20 protein-coding genes are annotated in these 19,962 nt (G+C 36.7%); all 20 read left to right on the forward strand.

Annotated elements, in window-relative coordinates:
- Nucleotides 1–1,155 (forward strand): peptidyl-prolyl cis-trans isomerase (locus D6734_02110; protein RMF97434.1); only part of this gene is annotated, 1,155 nt, incomplete at its 5' end.
- 152 nt (nucleotides 1,156–1,307) lie between these two features.
- Complete coding sequence (locus D6734_02115) at nucleotides 1,308–2,105, forward strand: glycosyltransferase family 2 protein (GenBank protein RMF97435.1); 798 nt, start codon at nucleotides 1,308–1,310, stop codon at nucleotides 2,103–2,105.
- Nucleotides 2,056–3,138: a glycosyltransferase family 9 protein gene (locus D6734_02120; GenBank protein RMF97436.1), complete on the forward strand. Its 1,083-nt coding sequence runs from the start codon at nucleotides 2,056–2,058 to the stop codon at nucleotides 3,136–3,138. The genes D6734_02115 and D6734_02120 overlap by 50 nt, the downstream gene beginning before the upstream one ends.
- Entirely contained in the window at nucleotides 3,131–4,315 is a 1,185-nt protein-coding gene (locus D6734_02125; protein RMF97437.1) for a glycosyltransferase family 1 protein, read from the forward strand. The genes D6734_02120 and D6734_02125 overlap by 8 nt, the downstream gene beginning before the upstream one ends.
- Before the next feature lies 1 nt (nucleotide 4,316).
- On the forward strand, nucleotides 4,317–5,477 hold the full coding sequence (locus tag D6734_02130) for a glycosyltransferase family 1 protein (GenBank protein RMF97438.1): 1,161 nt from the start codon (nucleotides 4,317–4,319) through the stop codon (nucleotides 5,475–5,477).
- Entirely contained in the window at nucleotides 5,474–6,544 is a 1,071-nt protein-coding gene (locus D6734_02135) for a hypothetical protein (GenBank protein RMF97439.1), read from the forward strand. Before D6734_02130 ends, D6734_02135 begins: the two co-directional genes overlap by 4 nt.
- Nucleotides 6,544–7,680 carry a glycosyltransferase family 1 protein gene (locus D6734_02140; protein RMF97440.1) on the forward strand — a complete coding sequence of 379 codons (1,137 nt, stop codon included), beginning with the start codon at nucleotides 6,544–6,546 and terminating at the stop codon, nucleotides 7,678–7,680. Before D6734_02135 ends, D6734_02140 begins: the two co-directional genes overlap by 1 nt.
- A gap of 26 nt (nucleotides 7,681–7,706) precedes the next feature.
- Nucleotides 7,707–8,783 (forward strand): hypothetical protein, encoded by a 1,077-nt coding sequence (locus D6734_02145; protein RMF97441.1) that lies wholly within the window; start codon nucleotides 7,707–7,709, stop codon nucleotides 8,781–8,783.
- Nucleotides 8,780–9,505 carry a phosphocholine cytidylyltransferase family protein gene (locus D6734_02150; GenBank protein ID RMF97442.1) on the forward strand — a complete coding sequence of 242 codons (726 nt, stop codon included), beginning with the start codon at nucleotides 8,780–8,782 and terminating at the stop codon, nucleotides 9,503–9,505. The genes D6734_02145 and D6734_02150 overlap by 4 nt, the downstream gene beginning before the upstream one ends.
- Complete coding sequence (gene moaD, locus D6734_02155; protein RMF97443.1) at nucleotides 9,502–9,750, forward strand: molybdopterin converting factor subunit 1; 249 nt, start codon at nucleotides 9,502–9,504, stop codon at nucleotides 9,748–9,750. The genes D6734_02150 and moaD overlap by 4 nt, the downstream gene beginning before the upstream one ends.
- Nucleotides 9,751–10,179: a molybdenum cofactor biosynthesis protein MoaE gene (locus D6734_02160; GenBank protein ID RMF97444.1), complete on the forward strand. Its 429-nt coding sequence runs from the start codon at nucleotides 9,751–9,753 to the stop codon at nucleotides 10,177–10,179.
- On the forward strand, nucleotides 10,161–10,823 hold the full coding sequence (locus D6734_02165) for an MBL fold metallo-hydrolase (protein ID RMF97445.1): 663 nt from the start codon (nucleotides 10,161–10,163) through the stop codon (nucleotides 10,821–10,823). The genes D6734_02160 and D6734_02165 overlap by 19 nt, the downstream gene beginning before the upstream one ends.
- 191 nt (nucleotides 10,824–11,014) lie before the next feature.
- Nucleotides 11,015–11,560, forward strand: coding sequence for a GTP cyclohydrolase I FolE (gene folE, locus D6734_02170; protein RMF97446.1), 546 nt, complete (start codon nucleotides 11,015–11,017; stop codon nucleotides 11,558–11,560).
- 110 nt (nucleotides 11,561–11,670) lie between these two features.
- Complete coding sequence (locus tag D6734_02175) at nucleotides 11,671–12,228, forward strand: dCTP deaminase (protein ID RMF97447.1); 558 nt, start codon at nucleotides 11,671–11,673, stop codon at nucleotides 12,226–12,228.
- 15 nt (nucleotides 12,229–12,243) lie between these two features.
- A complete protein-coding gene (locus tag D6734_02180) occupies nucleotides 12,244–13,377 on the forward strand; it encodes a glycosyltransferase family 1 protein (protein RMF97448.1) in 1,134 nt (377 codons plus the stop codon).
- Nucleotides 13,374–14,516 (forward strand): glycosyltransferase, encoded by a 1,143-nt coding sequence (locus D6734_02185; protein ID RMF97449.1) that lies wholly within the window; start codon nucleotides 13,374–13,376, stop codon nucleotides 14,514–14,516. The genes D6734_02180 and D6734_02185 overlap by 4 nt, the downstream gene beginning before the upstream one ends.
- A 27-nt stretch (nucleotides 14,517–14,543) precedes the next feature.
- Nucleotides 14,544–15,827 (forward strand): hypothetical protein, encoded by a 1,284-nt coding sequence (locus D6734_02190; GenBank protein RMF97450.1) that lies wholly within the window; start codon nucleotides 14,544–14,546, stop codon nucleotides 15,825–15,827.
- Nucleotides 15,827–17,581 carry a lipid A export permease/ATP-binding protein MsbA gene (gene msbA, locus D6734_02195; protein RMF97453.1) on the forward strand — a complete coding sequence of 585 codons (1,755 nt, stop codon included), beginning with the start codon at nucleotides 15,827–15,829 and terminating at the stop codon, nucleotides 17,579–17,581. Before D6734_02190 ends, msbA begins: the two co-directional genes overlap by 1 nt.
- An 11-nt stretch (nucleotides 17,582–17,592) precedes the next feature.
- Entirely contained in the window at nucleotides 17,593–19,005 is a 1,413-nt protein-coding gene (locus D6734_02200; GenBank protein RMF97451.1) for a hypothetical protein, read from the forward strand.
- An 82-nt stretch (nucleotides 19,006–19,087) separates the two neighbouring features.
- Nucleotides 19,088–19,962, forward strand: an 875-nt coding sequence (locus D6734_02205) for a glycosyltransferase family 1 protein (protein RMF97452.1), incomplete at its 3' end; no start/stop codon positions are given.

Genomic DNA, 19,962 nt, shown 5'->3' on the forward strand with positions numbered 1-19,962 from the left:
CAAGAGATACTTAAAAAAGTTCTCGATGGAATTATAAATTGGAATGTCCTGTATCTTACTGGAAAAGAGAAAAAGCTCGATGAGGAAGAGACTTTCAAGATTGAAGCAGAAAAGACGAGAATAGGCATTCTCTCTGGAATGTATCTTCACAAAAAGGTTGCTGAAGAAGCAGTAATTCCTGATAAGAAAATTAAAGAGTATTATGAAAAGCTGAAAGGATATTTCAAAGGGAAAGAGCTCGATGATGAGATAAAATCAAAGATAAGAGTTATAATTCTAAATAAAGATTTTGAGAAATATTCAAGAGCAATAATAAACCAAGTCAAAAAGAATCACAATTTTTCAATAGAGAAAGAAAAGATTTCATCATTGGTAAAAAATGCTTCCCCTTCAGAGGATAATACAATAATTGGGAAGGTAGATGATTATACGCTTACTTGGGGCGCATTCAAAAAATTTCTTGGCAGGGAACTTACAGAGAAAGACAAGGGTAATGTGGTGATAATGGTTAGAAATTTTTTGGAAAAGAGAATGCTTGCAGAAGAAGCTGAGAGAATTGGTATGGATAAATCTGATTCCTTTAAGAAGGATATGCATCATTTTGAGAAAAATGCCATTGCCCTTGCAATGAGAAAGAAAATTTTAAAAGAGGTTGCCCCTACAGAAAAGGAGTTGAGGGAATATTATAAGAAAAATAAGAAAAATTATACGATACCCGAATCCGTGGATTTAAACCTTATGGTAGTTGAAAAAGAGGAGGAAGCAAAGAAAATAAGAAAGATTCTTGATGAGAATTTCAAAAAATTCACTGACCTTGCATTTGAATATTCTCTGATTGAAGATGCCAAAAATAACAATGGAGTTTATGAATTGTTAACAAAAAAGAAGCTAAAGAAAATCGTGGGCAATACACTGACAAAGAAAATATTTTCTTCAGCAGTGGGGAAGATTGAAGGACCAATAAAAACTGAAAAGGGATATTCCATATATAGAGTCAATGCCCACAGGGAAGAGAAGATAACTCCCTTTGATAAAGTTAAAGACGATATTTTAGTGAATTTGCAGGAAGAGAAGGTAAGGGAAAGGATAAATAAGCTTCGTGAGAATTACAGGATAAAAACATATCTTGAAAATGTCAATTTCAGCAGAAGCTAAAACTCAACAATACCACTTCAAAATTCATCTTTCAGAAAATCATCAATAATGGAGACATTATTATTAACATCAAAGATGATTTAGGGTTATAATAAACAAGATTCTGTTGTAATGCCTTTTGATTATAACTTGTTGATTATTAAGATATTTTTATGAGAGAAAAACTGACGGCACTAATTCCCTGCTGTAATGAAGAGGAAAATATAAGGGATTGTCTTGAAAGCGTAAAATGGGCTGATGAGATATTTGTAGTAGATTCTTTCAGTAACGACAGGACAGTGGAAATTGCAAAAGAATATACCTCTCGAGTAATTCAGCACGAGTATATCAATTCAGCTACACAGAAAAATTGGGCAATACCTCAAGCATCTAATGAATGGGTGTTGATTGTTGATTCTGATGAGAGAGTTACTCCTGACTTGAGAGATGAGATAATCAATATCCTGTCTTCAAATCCTCGATATGACGGTTATTATATTCCAAGAAAGAATTTCTTTCTTGGCAGAGAAGTTAAATACGGCGGATGGGGTTATGAGAATGACCTTAATATTAGGCTTTTTAGAAGAGATAAGGGCAGATATGAAGATAAGGAAGTCCATGCTGATATCATTATAGATGGTAAAGTAGGCAGAATCAAAGAGCCATTTTTACATTATTCATACAACTCACTTGAGCAATATATGAAGAAGATGTCGCGCTATACAAACTGGGCGGCAATGGATCTTTGCAAAAAGCACAAAAGAATAGGTGTTACTCATCTTCTCTTTCGCCCTTTCTTTACATTTTTGAAAATGTATGTTCTAAAATTTGGTTTTTTGGACGGAATTAGAGGCATAATCCTTGCCTTTCTTTCCTCCTATTATGTTTATATTAAATATGCAAAAGCATGGGAAATGATAAATGCCGAAAACATCAAAAAACCAGAGGCGCATCCTCGTAGTGAGAAATGATAAGGTTGGCGACCTTATCATTGCCACTCCTGCGTTAAAAGCGTTGAGAGAATCATTCCCTGATGCCTTTATTTCAGCATGGGTCAGTATTTATGCAAAGGATGTACTTTCTAACAATCCTTATGTTGATAAGGTTATAGTAGAAGATGAAAATGGGAAGCATAAAGGATTAAGAGGGCTTTTACTCTTGGTTGAAGAGATCAAAAAAGAGAGATTTGACACTGCCGTCGTTATTTTCCCTTTTTTCAGAAATGCATTGGCTGTTTTTCTTGCGCGAATCCCTATACGAATATCTACAGGTTTTAGATGGTACCAATTTCTTTTCAATCGATTGACTTATCTAAGAAGGTCAAAGGCATTGAGACATGAAATAGATTATGCAGTAGAGCTCGTTGAGATGGCAGGAGCAAAACCGATCAAAGGGTTGCCTGAGCTTTATCCGTCAAAGGATGATTACAACTATGCTGAAGATTTTTTTTCTAAAAACGGCATTAGAAAAGATAATAATATTATAATAGGGATCAATCCCGGTTCAGGCCTTTCAGCAAGAAAGTGGCCTGAAAAATGTTATATAGAACTTTCAAAAAGATTGATTGAAAAGATTGGAGCTGACATTATTATTTTTTGGGGACCGGGAGAAAAGGCAATGGCAGAAGAAATGGCGAGAGCTATTGGGAAAGGTTCAGTGATTGCGAGTGAAACCAATATCTTACAGCTTGCCGCATTTATATCTAATTGCTCTCTTTTCATTACAAACAATACTGGACCAATGCATATTGCAGCGGCTACGGATACTCCTATGATAGCAATTTTTGACCCTAAGAAGGCATGCGCGCCTGAAAGATGGGGATATGAAGATGAAAAACGTATAGTACTGAAGCCTAATATAGATTGCAATGACTCCTGCAGAAAAAAGAGATGCGGATATGATGAGTGTATGGAGTTGGTGACTGTTGATATGGTTTTCAAATCAGCGCAGAAGCTATTGGGGTCTGAAATATTAAATCAGCGAAAGGAAGGAGAAAATGCCTGATAGAAGACCATTGAATATTCTTCAGATTTCAAGCACAAGAAAAAGAGGCGGCTCAGGTGCAAGCGCAATGATGCTTGTAAAGAAGCTATTTGAAAGGGGACACAATGTTATATATGTATGTAGAGAATCGAGTCTCGGTTATAGAGAGCTTTATAAGAAAGGTGTCAAGACGATTACATCAATCGATATGAAAAGTGGTTTTAAGCCCTCAATTGCCTTCATAAAATCCTATAGGCGGGATATTCAATGTTTGAAGAGCATTATAAAGGCAGAAAAGATAGATATAGTGCATATGCATTCTTCTCCTGAAGGATGGCGCGGTACGCTTGCAGTAATGAGGATGAAAAATAGGCCTGCCCTGATAAGAAGTCGCCACATTGTTGTCCCTGTTAAGAGAAATATTGCGAATCTTTGGATGTTTAATCGTATGACTGATTCAGTGATTGCCGTGAATGAAGGCATAAGGCAGAACTATTTTGATCACGGAAAATATGATAAAGAAAAGATTGTAACAATATATGATGGAGTTGATGCTGACAGGTTTGACCCTTCTAAATATGACAGAATGAAGGTTAGAAAGGAGTTGGGAATAAGTGAAAATACGCCTTTAATTGCCGTTATTGCAAGGATTGCAAAGGTTAAAGGGCACAACTTTATGATCGATGCTATGAAAAGGATAATTCAAAAGTTCCCGGATGCAATTCTTGCCATTGCAGGTCAAAGAGGAAGAAAACAAAATGTAGGACTTTATGAAAAACTTGTTAACAAAACAATCAAGATGGGCTTGAAGAAGAATATTAGATTTCTCGATTTTAGAGAAGATGTTCCTGAAATATTGGCTGCTGCGGATATTTTTGTGCTTCCTTCCATTGGTTCGGAGGGGTCAAGCAGAGGCACTCTTGAAGCAATGGCAATGGCAAAGCCATGTATAACGACAACTGTTGGAATACTGCCTGAAATTGTTGAAGATGAAGTTACAGGCATTCTCGTCAAGCCTGAGGACAGTGATGCTATTGCTAATGCCGTTATTGATCTTTTGTCGAACAAAAATAAAGCGACATTGATGGGAGAAAGAGCAAGAGAAAAGATTCTTAAAGATTTTACTGAAGATGCAATGGTTGAAAAGGTAGAGAATCTCTATTATCGGATTTTGGAGAAAAGAGGCAAATTGAACTAAGATGAAGAAGAGGTTGAGAATACTGCAGACAAATAGTCATCGAGGCGGTTGGGGTGGACAGCCAAATAGAATCCTTATGAAATCCATAGAGCTTACAAAGAGAGGGCATTTTGTAATAATAGCAGTGCCTTCAGGCAGTACGCTTTCGCAGAGGGCAAAAGAGCAGTCTCTGCCTGTTTATGACGACCTCGCTTTTGACAGAAAGTTCAAGCCTTATGAGAAGATAGAAGAAATTCTCAAGATTAAAAATTTGATAGAAACTGAAGATATAGATATTGTACACACTCATGGTTCGCAGGATACTTGGATATGTGCAGTAGCAGGGCGTTTGGCAAAGAATAAGCCAGTTATTATAAGAACAAGGCATAATATATTTCCTATAGCCACTCATTTTTTTAACAGATATCTGTATAGAAGAATCATAGATAGAGTTATTGCAGTATCTGACGGCGTAACAGAAATTTTTGAAAAGAACGGGCTTTTGCCTCCACAAGAGATCAAGATAATTCCAAGCAGTGTTGATTTGGATAGATTTTCTCCTGATGATGTGGAAGCACGAGAGACAATCAGAAGGGAATTCAATATAAAGGAAAATGAGACACTGATTGGTATGGTTGGAAGATTTGCCCGTGAAAAAGGACATAGAGTACTTCTTGATGCTGCTCAAAAAATTATAGAAAACAGGAAAGATGTGAAATTTATTCTTGCAGGTGAAGGACCTCTCGAAGAAGAATTGAAAAATGAAGTAAAGGAAAAAGGTATTGCCGATTATGTCATCTTTGCAGGATTTAGAAAAGATATTCCTCAGTTTTTATCTGCACTCGATATTTTCACATTGACTCCTACTGCAGGAGAGTCACTTGGCACTGCTATACTTGAAGCATTTGCAATGAAAAAACCGGTAGTTGCAGCAGATTTGGGAGGTGTGCATACATCGGTAAGAGATGGTACGACAGGCTTCCTTTTTCAACCGGGAAACAGTGAGGAGCTTGCCATAAAGCTTTCAAGGTTGATTGAAGACAAAACATTGCGCGTAAAGTTTGGAGAAGCAGGAAGAAGAATGATTGAAGAAGAATTTACCAAAGAGAAGATGGCAGAAGCAACAGAGGAAGTTTATTTTGAAGAGTTCGATAAAAAATTGAAGAGAGAATCGGCGAAATGATTTTTCTTTCAAAAAAGAAGAAAGTTCTCTTTTATATAGCCATTCCAATGAATTATGCCATATTGAAGCCAATCTATGAGGCCTTGAGGGATGATGACAGGATATCCATCTATTTTACGATGCGTTTTTTAGAGAAGAAGAATGAAAGAAGGGCATATAACTCTTTTAATGAAGTGCCGGATGAAAGAATAGTATTGAAGAAAATAGCCAAGAGAATGAAATTTGACCTTTTACTCTGCTGTGACTTTGGATTCGATAACCCAAAAATTCCTATGAAGATTCATCTCTTTCATGGCGTTTCCTTTCGAAACAGCACAGTTAGGGGGAAAATAAAAAAATTTGACAAGCTTTTTATTGCAGGACCATATATGAAGCGATACATTGAAGGCCGAGGAATACTTCCTCCTAACGATGAAAAGATGGTTATGATAGGAGTGCCCAAACTTGATGTATTGAATAATAATGTATTCGAAAGGGAAAAAATATTGAATGAGTTGGGTCTTGATCCTTCGCTTCCAACGATTCTTTACGCCCCTACTCACTCAAGGAATTCCTCTGTCTATCTTTTTGGAGAAGAGTTGCTCAACTATATGGCACGCAAGAATGTAAATTTTTTGATAAAACTTCATGACCTCCTTTTTGACCCTTCAAGAAATGATGTAGATTGGAGAAGTGTAATAAATAGAATGAAAGGAGACAATACGCGGCTTATCGAGGAATTTGATATTATTCCTTATATGTATGTGTCAGATATTTTGGTAAGCGATGCAAGCTCAGTGGCCAATGAATTTACTCTTTTAGACAGACCTATCATCTTTTTGGACACTCCAGAGCTTTTGAAGGCATATGAAAAAAGCGCAGACTTGGATACTTGGGGAAGAAAGGGAGGAGAAGTAGTAGGGAATATGGAAGAATTTGACAAAGCTTTAGAAAGAGCAATGAAAAATCCAAAAGAAAAAAGCAGTATTAGAAAGGCAATAGCAAATGATTTATTTGCAAATTTTGGGAAGGCAACAGAAATAGCTGTAAGCAACATTTATGATTATTTGGGATTGGAAAGAAGATAATGAATAAAAGGCGAAAACTGAAAATATTGCAGGTGCTTTCACATAAAAATATGGTACGAGGGGGCGCAGTGCAGGGATATCTCCTTGCCCTTGGATTGAAAGAAAGGGGACATAATGTATCGATGATATTCAATAGAGGAGAAAAACTTTTAAAAGAGGATTTGGAAACACTGCGCTGTGTTGAAGATAAAGGGATTCCTTACAGCTTTTATAGGATGGATTCACTGAAAGATGCACTAAAATTCAGAAAAGCTCTTAAATCAGAAGATTATGATGTTATTCATACACACCGGGATATTGCTTTGCGATTTGTCCTTCGTTCGGCAATAGGATTGAAGTTGAAAAGTCTGTTTACTAACAGGGGAAATAATTACCGCCTCAAGAAGAAGGAACGAAAGCTCTATTTCTCGAAGAAGCTCGACTGCACTTGTGCTGTTGCGCAGGCAGTGAAAGATGTTTTGGTTCATAGATGCGGTATGAATCCGGATAAGGTTGAGGTGGTTTATGGAAGTTTTGATGAAAATATCTTCAACAAAGAGTACGACTCCGGCGTTGTTAGAAGGGAATTTGGACTTGATAATGGAAGAAAGATTGTTGGAAATATTGCGGCACCGCAAGGAAAAAAGGGGCATCTTTTCTATTTTGAGACAATTAAAAAGGTTTTGGAGAAAAAGCCCGATGTTGTGTTTATGCTTGTGGGAAGAGGGTTGAAGGAAAAATTTGCAGACAAGGTAAAAGAATTGGGAATTGAAAAAAATGTCATATTTACAGGTTATAGAGCTGATATACCTGAAGTGATTTCCTCTTTTGATGTTTCTGTTTGCTCTGCAACAAAAGGAGAAGGGCTTACAGGAGCGGTGCGAGAATCTTTGGCATTGGGTAAACCTGTAGTTTCTACGGATGTGGCAGGCAACAAGGAGATTGTAATTCATGGTAAGACAGGTATCCTTGTGCCTCCAAAGAATACAGATGCAATGGCGCAGGCAATAATTTATCTTTTAGACCATCCTGAAGAAGGAGCGGTTATGGGAAGGGAGGGCAAAAAGGTAGTATTTGAGAAGTGCAACAATACTATCCGTTGTGATAGAATAGAAAAGATTTATTACAAGGTGCTCGATTCAAAGGGAATTCTCTAAGTGTAATCACTTCACTTTATTAATCTATGAAAAAACAAAGAAAAATTCTTTTTTTTGGCATTTCTCCAATGAATTACTTCATTTTCAAGCCAATACATCAATTTTTGAAGAAAGATAAGAGGATTGAAATCTTTTTTACATCAAAATACGAAGGTTCAAAAAATCCCAAAAAATTATTTTATTCAAAACTTGGAATGTATGAAGAAAAACTTGTCCATTTGAGGTTGGCGCCTCTAAAAAAATTCGATCTCTATATAAGTCCTGACATTATGATGGTAGGTAAAAGATGCAAAGTAAAAGTTCATACTTTCCATGGTGTCTCTTTCAAAGGGAAAGCATATTCTGAAAAGGTTTACAGCTTCGATAAGCTATTTATTACAGGTGAGTATATGCGAAGAAAATTCATAAATGATGGGATATTGAGAGAAAACGATGAAAGAATAGAAAAGATAGGAATGCCCAAACTCGATGCTTTAGTCAACAATACCCTGAAACGAGAGGAAATACTTTCATCTTTATCTCTGAATCCTAACTTACCTGTTGTCATTTATGCACCTACTTGGTCGCAGAAATCATCTCTTTACTCCGTTGGTGAAGAATTGCTGAAAAAACTCTCGCGCGAAAATATCAACCTTCTTGCAAAACTTCACGACCATTCCTATGATTTGAGGAGAAATCCTGTCGATTGGGCAAAAAAGCTTTCGGAGATAGAACAGGAGAGAAGAAACTTCAGGGTTGTTAGAGATTATGATATTATTCCTTATCTTTTCTCGAGCGACCTTTTGATTTCTGACCTAAGTTCTGTTGCCAATGAGTTTCTGCTTCTTGACAGACCGATTGTATTTATAGATACTCCAAAACTTGAAGAAAGATATAAAAATAGTATAGAGCTTAAAACTTGGGGAAGGAAATCAGGCTATATAGCCAAGGGCGTTGATGAGATTATTGATGCCGTAAAAAGAGGGCTCACTCATCCTGAGGAACATTCAGAAATTAGGAGAAAGATGGCAGAGGACCTTTTCTATAATATAGGATGTGCGACTAAGAAAGCAGTTGAATCGATATACAGATACCTTGAAATGGAGGAAATGAAATTTCAATGAAAGCAGTGATACTCGCCGCAGGTGAAAGCAAACGGCTTCATCCCTATACCATAGACACACCGAAATGCCTGCTTGAGATTGGGACTAAACCAATAATCAATCATCAGATTGATAGTCTTAAAGCAAATGGCATTGATGAGATTACTATTGTTACAGGGTTTGGCGCAGATAAGATTAGAAATTGTATAGGGGAGAGCTGTGATTTTGTTCATAATGAAAATTATAAAGAAACGAGCAGCATATATTCCCTTTGGTTGGCTAAAAAAAATCTTCTGGGGAGTTCTTTTGTAATTCTCAATTCTGATGTTTTTTTTCATCCAAAAATAATGAAAAAACTTGTGTCCTTTTCAAGGGAAGATTGCATTACAGTTGACTATACAAGCATACTGAATGAAGAGGAGATGAAAGTAAAAGTAAAGGATGGAAAAGTTGCTGATATGAGCAAGTCGATGAAGCCGGAGGATGCTGACGGAGAAAATCTTGGTCTAATCAAATTTGGCAGAGAGGGTGGTAAAGAACTTTTCAAGTTGATGGATGAGTTGATAGCAAATGGCAAAACTAATGAATGGGCGCCTTATGCTTTTAAGGAATTAGCCCAATATTACCCTCTATATGTGGTTGATATTGGCGGATTGCCATGGATTGAAATAGACTTTCCTGAAGACCTTGAAAAAGCGCGCAGAAAAATTTATGAAGAGATTAAGAAAGAAGAGTGGAAATGACTTTAAAAATTCTATATTTTGCGGCAATCAGAGAAAAACTTGGCAAGAAGAGTGAAGAAATTACGGCAAGAGAAGGAGAAACCGTTGGTGATTTGATGAAAAGACTTTCAGAAAAGTATGAAATCGTTGCACAGATGGAAAAAACTCTAATGGTTGCCGTCAATAAAGAATACCGTGACAACAGCTATTTGCTCAAAGATGGTGACGAGGTAGCCCTAATACCTCCTGTAAGCGGCGGACAGTAAATGGGAGATTTTGATATGTATAAGATAACGAAAGAAGATATTGATATAAATGAAATAATTAAAAAGGTTGCTTCTGAAAGGGCAGGTGCAATTGTCACTTTTTTAGGCGTAACGAGAGCAATCGATGAGGGAGATGAAAGAAGGATTTCTTATCTTGATTATGATGCCTATCCGGAAATGGCTGAGGAGCAAATGAAGAAGATAGGAGAAGAAGCAAAATCCAAGTTTAAAATTGCAGAAGTTTGCGTTTATCACAAAATCGGCAGAGTGAATGTGGGGGAAGCAAGCGTAGGAATAGCTGTTTCCTCTCCTCATAGAGAGGATGGCTTTCTTGCCTGCAAATACATAATTGACAGAATCAAGGAAATAACACCTATTTGGAAAAAAGAGGTGTGGGAAGGAGGAGAGCAGTGGAAAGGAAAAGAATAGCAGTTGATTGTTTTACTGTGGGACCGTTTATGGAAAACTGCTTTATTCTAAGTAATGAAGAGGGCAAAGCAGTTGTTGTTGACCCGGGAGACGAGTCAGAAAAAATCATATCTCATCTTGAAAAGAATAATCTTACTCCATTGGTTCTCCTTGCCACGCATGCTCATATCGACCATATAGGCGCAGTTGAAGATTTGAAAAAAAGATATAGTGTACCGTTTGTCCTTCATAAGGATGATGAAGGGCTTTTGAAAATGGCTGATGAGCAATCGAGGATGGTGGGCCTTTCATTTGGAGATATTCCTGAGGTAGATATTTTTTTGAAGAATGAAAATGAAGTGCTAACTTTTGACAATTTTAGGTTTGATGTAATTCATACACCGGGCCATACTCGCGGCGGTGTATGTTATAAGATTTCAGACATTCTATTTTCGGGAGATACGCTTTTCAGAAACTCAATCGGAAGAACCGATTTTCCGGGAGGAAGTTACAGCCAAATAATGGATTCCATTATCAATAAGATAGTACCACTTGGAGATGATATTAGGGTTTTTTGCGGACATGGTCCTGATACTACAATAGGCATTGAAAGAAAAAACAATCCTTTTATTCTTGACCCTGAACAGTATAAGAATATACTGTAGCCTGTTGAAATCTTTTAAGAGAAAACAGGGAAATTAATCTGCAAGAAATTTAGAGAAAGCAGAAAAAATCCATCCATCATAGAATGAAAAGAAGAATTTTGTCCAGCTCATAAATTTGGATGGAAAATGTTTAGTAATTTCAATGAATTAACTGAAGTTTGAAGGAATTTTTAAGGGTAGGAAGTGCTGTTATGGAAAGAGTTGAAAAGTATGTCAAAGAAATATTGAGTGCAATTGGCGAAGATGTATCACGGGAGGGCTTATTAAAAACACCCAAGAGAGTCATTGAAACAATAGAATTTCTGACTAGCGGCTATAAGGAAGATCCTAAAAAAGCTCTTGAAGGCGCAGGTTTCACTGAAGATTATGAAGAAATGATTTTATTGAAAGGAATAGATATATTTAGTCTTTGCGAACATCATCTTCTTCCCTTTTATGGCAAGTGCCATGTTGCCTATATACCAAGGAAGAAACTTGTGGGACTCAACAAGTTGGCGCGAGTCGTAGAAATTTATTCGAAACGGCTTCAAATACAAGAACGTTTGACAAATCAGATTGCGCAGACAATTAACGAGGAATTGAATCCCTTAGGCGTCGCCGTTGTTATTGAAGCAAAACATCTATGTATGATGATGGGAGGCGCACAAGAGCACGATGCAAGGGTTGTTACGAGCTCGATTCTCGGTGCATTCAGAAGGCCTGAAACAAGAGCGGAGTTTATGAATCTAATTAGTTAGAAGGAAATAAAAGGTTAGATACGAGAGTTTTTTAATCCCTCATAGAACTATAATGTCTTGATATCTTTCAGTAAATCCATTTAAAATATCCTTTGAGGAGAAAAAACCATATGCCTGTGAAGAATGATGAATGGATAAAAAGAATGTCCCTCGAAAGAGGGATGATAGAACCCTTTTGCGAAAAACTTTCAAGCAATGGAGTAATATCTTACGGATTGTCTTCTTATGGATATGATATACGGCTTTTTAATGAATTTAAGGTCATCAATGATACAGGGAAAATGGAAACAGTAGATCCGAAAGATTCCAAAAGATATGATTTTGAAACCATAAAAACAGATGTATTTGAGATAAAACCGGGTCAAACAGTCCTTGGCCGTTCCCTTGAATATTTTAGAATTCCCCGTAATGTTATTGTTCTGTGTTTTGGCAAGTCCACATATGCAAGATGTGGGATATTGGTAAATATTACTCCCCTTGAACCGGAATGGGAAGGATATATAACGATAGCAATTTCGAATATCTCGTTGAATAGAGTGAAGCTTTATGCATTGGAAGGAATTTCTCAGATAGTTTTTATTGAAAGCGATGAAACCTGTCTTGTTTCCTATGCTGATAGAAAGGGGAAATATCAAGCCCAAAAAGAGATAACATCAGCAAAAGTATAACCTCCCATCAAAAGGATGAAAAGAAAACTCAACACAATTCAGATTATCCCAAGGGCAGGATGCCACAGCGGTGGGACACTTCAAGCATATCAGCTTGCAAAAGGACTTTATGAGAGAGGCCATGATTCTCTCCTGATTATTCGCCCCGGAAAGCAATCAATAAAGAAAGCTGAAGAGTTTGGTATCCCATATGAGGCGATTCCAATGAAGAATGAATTCGATCTGAAATCTGTATTTAAACTCAGAGCGATTATCAAAAAATTCAAACCTGATGTTATTCACGCCCACAAGGGACTTGCCCTTTCATTGTCCCTTGCCGCCCTTGTGGGAAACAGGAAAACAGTGCTAGTGGCAAACAGAGGGGTAATGTTTCCTCTCGATATATTTAACAGTATAAAATACCGCCTTTCGCGTCTTGATGGAGTTGTGGCAGTTTCCAATGTCGTAAGGGAAATAATGATTAAAAGTTCAGGGATTCAAGCGGATAAAGTGCGTGTAATCTATGGAGGTACAGACCTTGAAAGATTCGATTATAGAATATCACCAACGAAGATCAGAAATGAGTTTAATGTGAGGGATAGTTATCCTCTCGTTGGAATCATTGCAAATATAAGAAGATGGAAGGGGCATATCTATTTCGTTGAGGCAGCAAAAAAGGTAGTGGAAAAGTTTCCAAAAGCGCTTTTTTTCATTGTTGGAAGATACAATGAGGAAAGAGAAACCTTCAAACAATTGAATAGAAGAATAGATGAGCTTGGCATTGGAGATAAACTAATCTTTACAGGGTTTAGGGAGGATGTGCCTGAAATCATTTCAGCTATGGACATTACAGTAAATGCTTCATATGATGGAGAGGGTCTTACAGGTACAATAAGGGAATCTTTTGCTATGAAAACACCTGTTGTTGCAACAAAGATTGCAGGGAATCCTGAACTAGTCATTGACGGGAAAACAGGAATCCTTGTACCTCCAAAAGATTCTTCAGCCCTTGCTGAAGGCATAATTAAAATTGCAGACAATTGCGAACTTTTGAGAGAAATGGGAGAAAATGCCTACCAGCTTATTTTAGAGAAGTTTTCCTTGGAGAGCAGAATCAAGGCAATTGAAGAATTTTACTATGAGCTTTTAGAAAAAAGGCAGGCGATTTGAAGAATTCGAAGAAAGTCAATTTGGTTCGCATAATATCTGACCTTCCGGTTGGAGGTGTCGAAAGGCGTCTTGTTTCAATATTGCCGCGCCTTCAGGAAAATTTCAATATTTCTGTTGTATGCATCAGAGAAAAGGGAGAACTTGCAGATGAACTCGAAAAAAGAGGCATTCCAGTTTATTTAGTTCCTTTTAAAGGCAGAATTCATCCACAAAGCTTGTTCAGTTTATCTCAACTTCTTAAAAAGATGAAAGCGCAAATCGTCCACACTCATATGTATAGGCCTAATGTTTCGGGGACTTTATCTGCAAAGATTGCAAAAATTCCCGTGATAATATCAAATGTCCACAATGTATCACAATGGGATACAAGGAGACAGATTATAATGGATAGATTCGTCAATAGATTTAGAGATTGTGTTATAGCTGTCTCGAATGAAGTTAAAAGGGATTTTATGGAAAAAACAGGAATAAAAGAAGATAAGTGCTGTGTCATTTATAATGGCGTTGATACCGAAGTTTTTACACCTGCAGATAGGTCAAAGGAATTCTTGGAAGAGTTTGGAATTGGCGAAGATGAAAAGATTATAGTCAACTCTGCACGCCTTATGCCTCAAAAAGACCATAAAACTTTCCTGTACGCAGCAAAAGAGGTTATCAAAAATTTTGCAGGAAAAGTAAGATTTTGTATTGTGGGTAGGGGTAAATGCAGGGAAGAGATTAAGCGATTGGCATACAATCTTGGAATCGATGACAAGGTGATAATGACAGGGAAGCGGGATGATATGGCAAAAATATTTCAATCATCTCATATTTCAGTTTTAAGCTCTCTTAAAGAGGGATTTTCCAATGTTGTCCTTGAATCTATGTCTTGCGGAATACCTGTCGTGGCAACTGATGTGGGAGGCAATAAGGAAGCTATTGTCGATGGTGAAACAGGATTTTTAGTAAAAGTTGAAGATTATATAGATATGGCTAACAAGATTATAATGCTTTTAGAGAATGAATCTTTAAGAAGAGAATTTGGTAAAAAAGCAAGAAAGAGAGTTCTTGAAAATTTTTCGATTGAAAAAATGATTGAAAAAACAGAGGATTTGTATTCTAAACTACTTGATGGCAAATTACGGAAAGTGAGACAATAGCTTTAGAAATTATGTGTTTTTAGATAAATGACTGAAAAAGAGAAAATGCAAAATATTTTAAAGAATATCATACAGATAAGTATCTTAATCTATGTTGTTGTCCTTCCCTTTAATCATAGGGCAACTCTTTCGGCATTATGTTTAATAATAGCTGCTTTTTGTTGGATTCTTTCAATGATAATAGAAAGAAAATTTATTCTTAAAAAAACTGCGCTTAATGTTCCCTTAGGTTTGGTTTTTTTAATTGCACTAATTTCAGCGATATTTTCCATAGATTCAGCCTGCAGTCTCAATTTTTTTAGGAGTGAAATCTTAAAAGCGGTATTTATCTTTTTTGCTATTGTTAATTTCTTTGATAGCGAAAGAAGAATAAAGCAGTTGGTGTGGCTTCTAATGTTTTCTTTTGTCCTTATGAATATTTATGGCTTAGCGGAGTATTTTGCAATATTACGACCGGCAGGAAGAAAACTTGATGCTACATTAGGCCATCACAATAAAGTTGGAATGTTTGCAGACCTTGTTTTCCCTTTGATACTTATTTATGCTTTGAAAGTGAAGGATTGGAAGAGCAGAATACCTTTGCTTTTCTTCGGCATTATCAGCTTGACAGCAGTGATATTTACTCAATCGAGAGGCGCTTGGGTTTCTATTATTTTGGGATTGCTTATCTGTGGAATATTTTATGATAGAAAAATTCTTAATGCTCTTGCAGTAATTTTAATCATTTTGCCTCTCATATTGCCTGCCAATATAATGAAAAGAGTTACAACTATCTTTGATTTTGATGATTATTTGAAACCCGGCAGAGTCCTTGTAGAAAGGCCCTTTGTTTGGAAAGGAGCCGTTAAGATTATAAAAAAGTATCCTATAATAGGTGCTGGAACAGGTTCTGACATTTTTTATAAACTTTATGTAGAGAAAGGATTTAAACCCAAAAGGGCAAAGCAGAAATTAGGACATGCCCATAATCAGATTCTTGAAACACTTGTAGAGAATGGGATTGCGGGATTGATTGCTCAAATTATTTTCTTTGTTTCATTTTTCAAGACAATAAATACTGGTATTAAAAAGAGCGATGACTCCATAAAAAAAGTTATTCTCTTGGGATGTTTCACAGGTGTTGCGGCAATACTCTTCCATGGCATTATAGGAAGCTTCTGGCGAAGCAGAATGATATTTCTTTTAATGATATTAATGGGGATTGGCACAAGTTGTGCCGTTTATTCAGATTTGAAGGATTCAGATGTCATAGAAATAGTTGACAGCCAATGGGAAAAAGAAAAAGAAAAAAAATTAGCGGCTCAAATTTGATAGAGCTATACAGTCGGCTGTTTCAGTATGTAAAAAAATACTGGTTTAGGATGGTCGTTGGCACATCTTTTGCTCTTGTTGTCTCTTCTACCAAAGGGCTTACGGCATGGGCTGTTAAACCTGCCCTTGATGAGATTTTTCTCAAAGGTGATAAAACAAAATTGATACTTTTGCCAATAGGAATATTACTCCTTTTTGGCGTGCAGGGAATGGCGCGGTATCTTCAAAACTACCTGATGAAGCATGTTGCCCTGAAAGTTGTGATGGAAATTCGGAGAGATCTATACAATCATATTCAAAGTCTCAGTCTTTCTTTTTTTCATAAAATTCCCTGCGGGGCTTTGATGTCAAGGATAACGAACGATGTAAAAATTCTTTCTTCTGTTGCTTCTGATATTATTCCTGATTTTTTAAGGCAGATTTTTACTCTCTTTTCGCTCATTGCTGTGCTCTTTTATCAGGATTGGCAGCTTGCTATTATTGCGGTTTTTATTCTCCCTTTTGTAGGGATAATGATGAATTCTTTTGGAAAGAAAATTAAGAAAATAAGCAAAAAGAGTTTGGAAAACAGCGCAAGCCTAAATTCAGTCCTTCAGGAATCCTTTTCAGGAATAAAAATAGTAAAGGCATTTGTTATGGAAGAATATGAGAAAAAAAGATTTCAAAAAGTGAATAAAAGAAATTTTGATATAAGTATGAAAGGAGTAAGGGTTAATGAAATAAGTTCGCCTCTTATGGAGTTTTTAGGTGCCATAGCAGGCGCATTTATATTGTGGTATGGAGGATTTAGAGTAATAAACGGATACAGCACACCGGGAACATTCTTTTCATTTTTAGCGGCTCTTGCCCTTCTCTATGACCCTTTGAGAAAACTCACTAAAATGAACAATCAAATTCAAAAAGCTATGGCAGGTGCTGAAAGGGTCTTTGAGCTAATGGATACGATGCCTGAAATTAAAGAAAGTGAATCGCCCATCCATATTGATTCATTCAAAGAGAAAATTGAATTTGAAAATGTTTCCTTTATGTATAACAAAAAGGATGGATTAGTTTTGAAAAATATCAATTTTTCAATAAAGAAAGGAGAAATAGTCGCTATTGTAGGCCCAAGCGGCGTTGGCAAATCTACTTTAGTTGACCTAATACCTCGATTCTATGACCCTACAGAAGGAAAAATCCTGATAGACGGCATAGATATATCCGAAGTTTCTCTTTCATCTCTTCGCTCAATGATAGGAATAGTAACACAAGAGACATTCCTTTTTAATGACACAATTGCCAACAATATTGCTTATGGTAGGCAGAATGCAGCTATGGAAGAAGTTATAGAAGCTGCAAAGCTTGCTTATGCCCACGATTTTATATCTGCTTTTCCTGATGGTTACGATACTGTCATAGGCGAGAGAGGCGTAAGATTATCAGGAGGAGAAAAGCAAAGGATTTCGATTGCCCGTGCAATTCTTAAAAACCCTGATATTCTAATTCTCGATGAAGCAACTTCAGCACTTGATTCAGAATCTGAGAAAATGGTGCAAAAAGCCCTTGAAAACTTGATGAAGGAGAGAACGACTTTTGTCATAGCTCACCGTCTTTCAACAATTGTTCATGCAGACCGTATCATTGTACTCAGTGATGGCACAATTGCCGAAATTGGCAGGCATGAAGAATTATTAAAAAAGAAGGGTATTTACAGTAAACTTTATGAAATCCAATTTAGAAGCGCAGAAGAAAGCCAAAAGTTGGTAACTCATTAGATTTTGACAATATGAAGCGTTTATTGACGGGATTGTTTCTAATAGCACTAATTGTTTTATATACTGTTAAATCAGGCAGTTTAAAAGCGCACAATCTGTCAGAAAATGACCACCTTGAAAGACATGACCAAAAGAGAATAGTCCTTATAACTTTTGATACCTTGCGCTATGACCATTTAGGATGTGCAGGGTATGAGCGAAATACATCACCAAATATTGATGCCTTTGCACGAAAAGGAGTACTTTTTACAGAAGCATACAGCGCACTGCCAACAACTGACCCTGCCCATACATCCATATTGACAGGTTTGTATCCCCGTGTACATGGAATAATGGGCAACGGATATGAAATAACAAGAGACGATATCTTCTCTCTTGCTTTATGGGCAAAAAATATTGGCATAGAAGAAACTGCCGCTATTGTCAGCCGTGCCCATCTCAATCCTCAAGAGTTAGGGATAAAAGGATTTGACTATATTTCAGCTCCTGAAGATGAGAGAAGCGCTGACAAAACCTTTCATATAGTCAAAAATTGGTTAAGGGAAAATGGTAAAAAATCCTATTTTTTGTGGATACATTTTTTTGATCCCCACTATGACTACAACCCACCCTATCCGTTCAACAGCATTTACAATGATGGCTATAGGGGACAGATTCCAAAGGATAGAGAATTTCTTGACGACCCACCTTTGAAATATAATCCTCAGGAAATTGAATATATGATTTCTCTCTATGATGGTGAGATAGCGTTTATGGATTACTATTTCGGAAAAACAATAAGAGAGATAGAAGGATATATAAGGGAAGGCGAATCGTTGCCTTTATATGTTGTAGTTTCAGACCATGGCGAAGATATGGCTGAACTTCAAGAAAGAGAAAACTATGCCTTTGACCATGGAGAATACCTTTTTAATCCAACAATCAAAGTGTTGACAGTATTCAGATGGGACAATAAGATAAAGAGCGGGAAAAGGATTGGTATGCCAATTCAACAGATTGACATTGCGCCTACCATCGTTGAGCTATGCGAAGGGAATCCTTTCTCTTTTACTTTTAATGGCAAATCCCTTGCAAATATGCTTAGAGGTGAAATGACATCAAGCGATAGAGAAAGGCATATTTTTGTCCAACGACGTAAAGCCAAGACGATACTTAGACCCTTTTTAGCAGAAGAGCAGATTGCATTGATTGACTCCCCTTGGAAGCTGATAGCAAGTTTTCCTTCAGAGAGGGTTGAACTTTACAATCTCGATGAAGACAGAAATGAAATTCATAATGTAGCTTTTGAAAATAAGGGAAGAGCCATTTCGATGTTAAATGAAATAAAAATGTTTAGGGAAAAATATCCTTATGATTACTCATTCAGTCCTGAGATTTCACCGGAAAAATCAAGAGATTTGAAAGCTCTTGGTTATATACAGTAAAAAAATATATCCTTTTATACTTAGTTTCACACTTTGAATTCCAATGGCTAAAAAAATTTTATACATACAAGGCGTAACAAGAATGGGAGGGGCAATTGAGAGCCTTCTTCTCCTTATGGAAAACCTCAATAGTGAGAATTTTCTCCCCTTAGTTGTAACTTCTTCGGAAGGGAAATTTACAGATGAGCTTAAAAAAAGAAAAATTGGCTATGAAATTGTAAAAATGGAGATGTGGAGAAAGGCAAAAGGATTCTTAAGCCGTCCATTTATTTTGAAGAAGCTTATCGACTATGCAAAAAAGCAGTCTGTTTCACTTATTCATTGCAACACTCTTTGGGACAATCCTTATGGCAGCATAATAGCAAAAAACCTCAAAATTCCGCTTGTCTGCCATATAAGAAACACTTTCAGCTACGATAAAATCAAAAAATATAATCTTGCCTCAGCCGATAGAATAATTTGCGTATCTCAAAAAGTTGCTGAATCTTTTAACGGCTGGAAATATAGAGATAAAGTTGAGATAATTTATAATGGCGTTGATATGAATAGATTTAATCCTTCAAAATTCGTACAGAGTGAGGTCAAGGAAAAGTTTTCCCTTCCTCCCCATTCACCATTGGTTGGAATTGTAGGGCGAGTATCTCCGCAAAAGGGACAGCTTGAAGTCATCAGGGCGGCTGCAATTATAAAGGAGAAGGTGCCTTCTATTAAAGTTATGATTGTAGGTGAAACTTCAAAGAAAGAAAGTGAATATTTAAATTTTTTAAAGAATGAAGCAGAAAATTTGGGGGTTTCAGAAAATGTGGTCTTTGCGGGGTATAGGAGCAATATAGCTGAAATTACATCGGCATTTGATGTGGCAGTATTTCCCTCTCTTGAAGGCGCTAATGAAGGATTTGGGAGAAGCTTGATTGAAGCTATGGCAATGAAAAAACCTGTAGTGGCAACATTGACAGG

Source organism: Candidatus Schekmanbacteria bacterium (genome assembly GCA_003695725.1).
GTDB lineage: Bacteria > Schekmanbacteria > GWA2-38-11 > GWA2-38-11 > J061 > J061.

Bases quoted from the DNA above. Each gene is read 5' to 3' on its own strand.
- D6734_02115 (RMF97435.1), top strand. From the start codon at position 1,308: ATGAGAGAAAAACTGACGGCACTAATTCCCTGCTGTAATGAAGAGGAA.
- D6734_02120 (RMF97436.1), top strand. From the start codon at position 2,056: ATGCCGAAAACATCAAAAAACCAGAGGCGCATCCTCGTAGTGAGAAAT.
- D6734_02125 (RMF97437.1), top strand. From the start codon at position 3,131: ATGCCTGATAGAAGACCATTGAATATTCTTCAGATTTCAAGCACAAGA.
- D6734_02130 (RMF97438.1), top strand. From the start codon at position 4,317: ATGAAGAAGAGGTTGAGAATACTGCAGACAAATAGTCATCGAGGCGGT.
- D6734_02135 (RMF97439.1), top strand. From the start codon at position 5,474: ATGATTTTTCTTTCAAAAAAGAAGAAAGTTCTCTTTTATATAGCCATT.
- D6734_02140 (RMF97440.1), top strand. From the start codon at position 6,544: ATGAATAAAAGGCGAAAACTGAAAATATTGCAGGTGCTTTCACATAAA.
- D6734_02145 (RMF97441.1), top strand. From the start codon at position 7,707: ATGAAAAAACAAAGAAAAATTCTTTTTTTTGGCATTTCTCCAATGAAT.
- D6734_02150 (RMF97442.1), top strand. From the start codon at position 8,780: ATGAAAGCAGTGATACTCGCCGCAGGTGAAAGCAAACGGCTTCATCCC.
- moaD (RMF97443.1), top strand. From the start codon at position 9,502: ATGACTTTAAAAATTCTATATTTTGCGGCAATCAGAGAAAAACTTGGC.
- D6734_02160 (RMF97444.1), top strand. From the start codon at position 9,751: ATGGGAGATTTTGATATGTATAAGATAACGAAAGAAGATATTGATATA.
- folE (RMF97446.1), top strand. From the start codon at position 11,015: ATGGAAAGAGTTGAAAAGTATGTCAAAGAAATATTGAGTGCAATTGGC.
- D6734_02175 (RMF97447.1), top strand. From the start codon at position 11,671: ATGCCTGTGAAGAATGATGAATGGATAAAAAGAATGTCCCTCGAAAGA.
- D6734_02180 (RMF97448.1), top strand. From the start codon at position 12,244: ATGAAAAGAAAACTCAACACAATTCAGATTATCCCAAGGGCAGGATGC.
- D6734_02190 (RMF97450.1), top strand. From the start codon at position 14,544: ATGACTGAAAAAGAGAAAATGCAAAATATTTTAAAGAATATCATACAG.
- D6734_02200 (RMF97451.1), top strand. From the start codon at position 17,593: ATGAAGCGTTTATTGACGGGATTGTTTCTAATAGCACTAATTGTTTTA.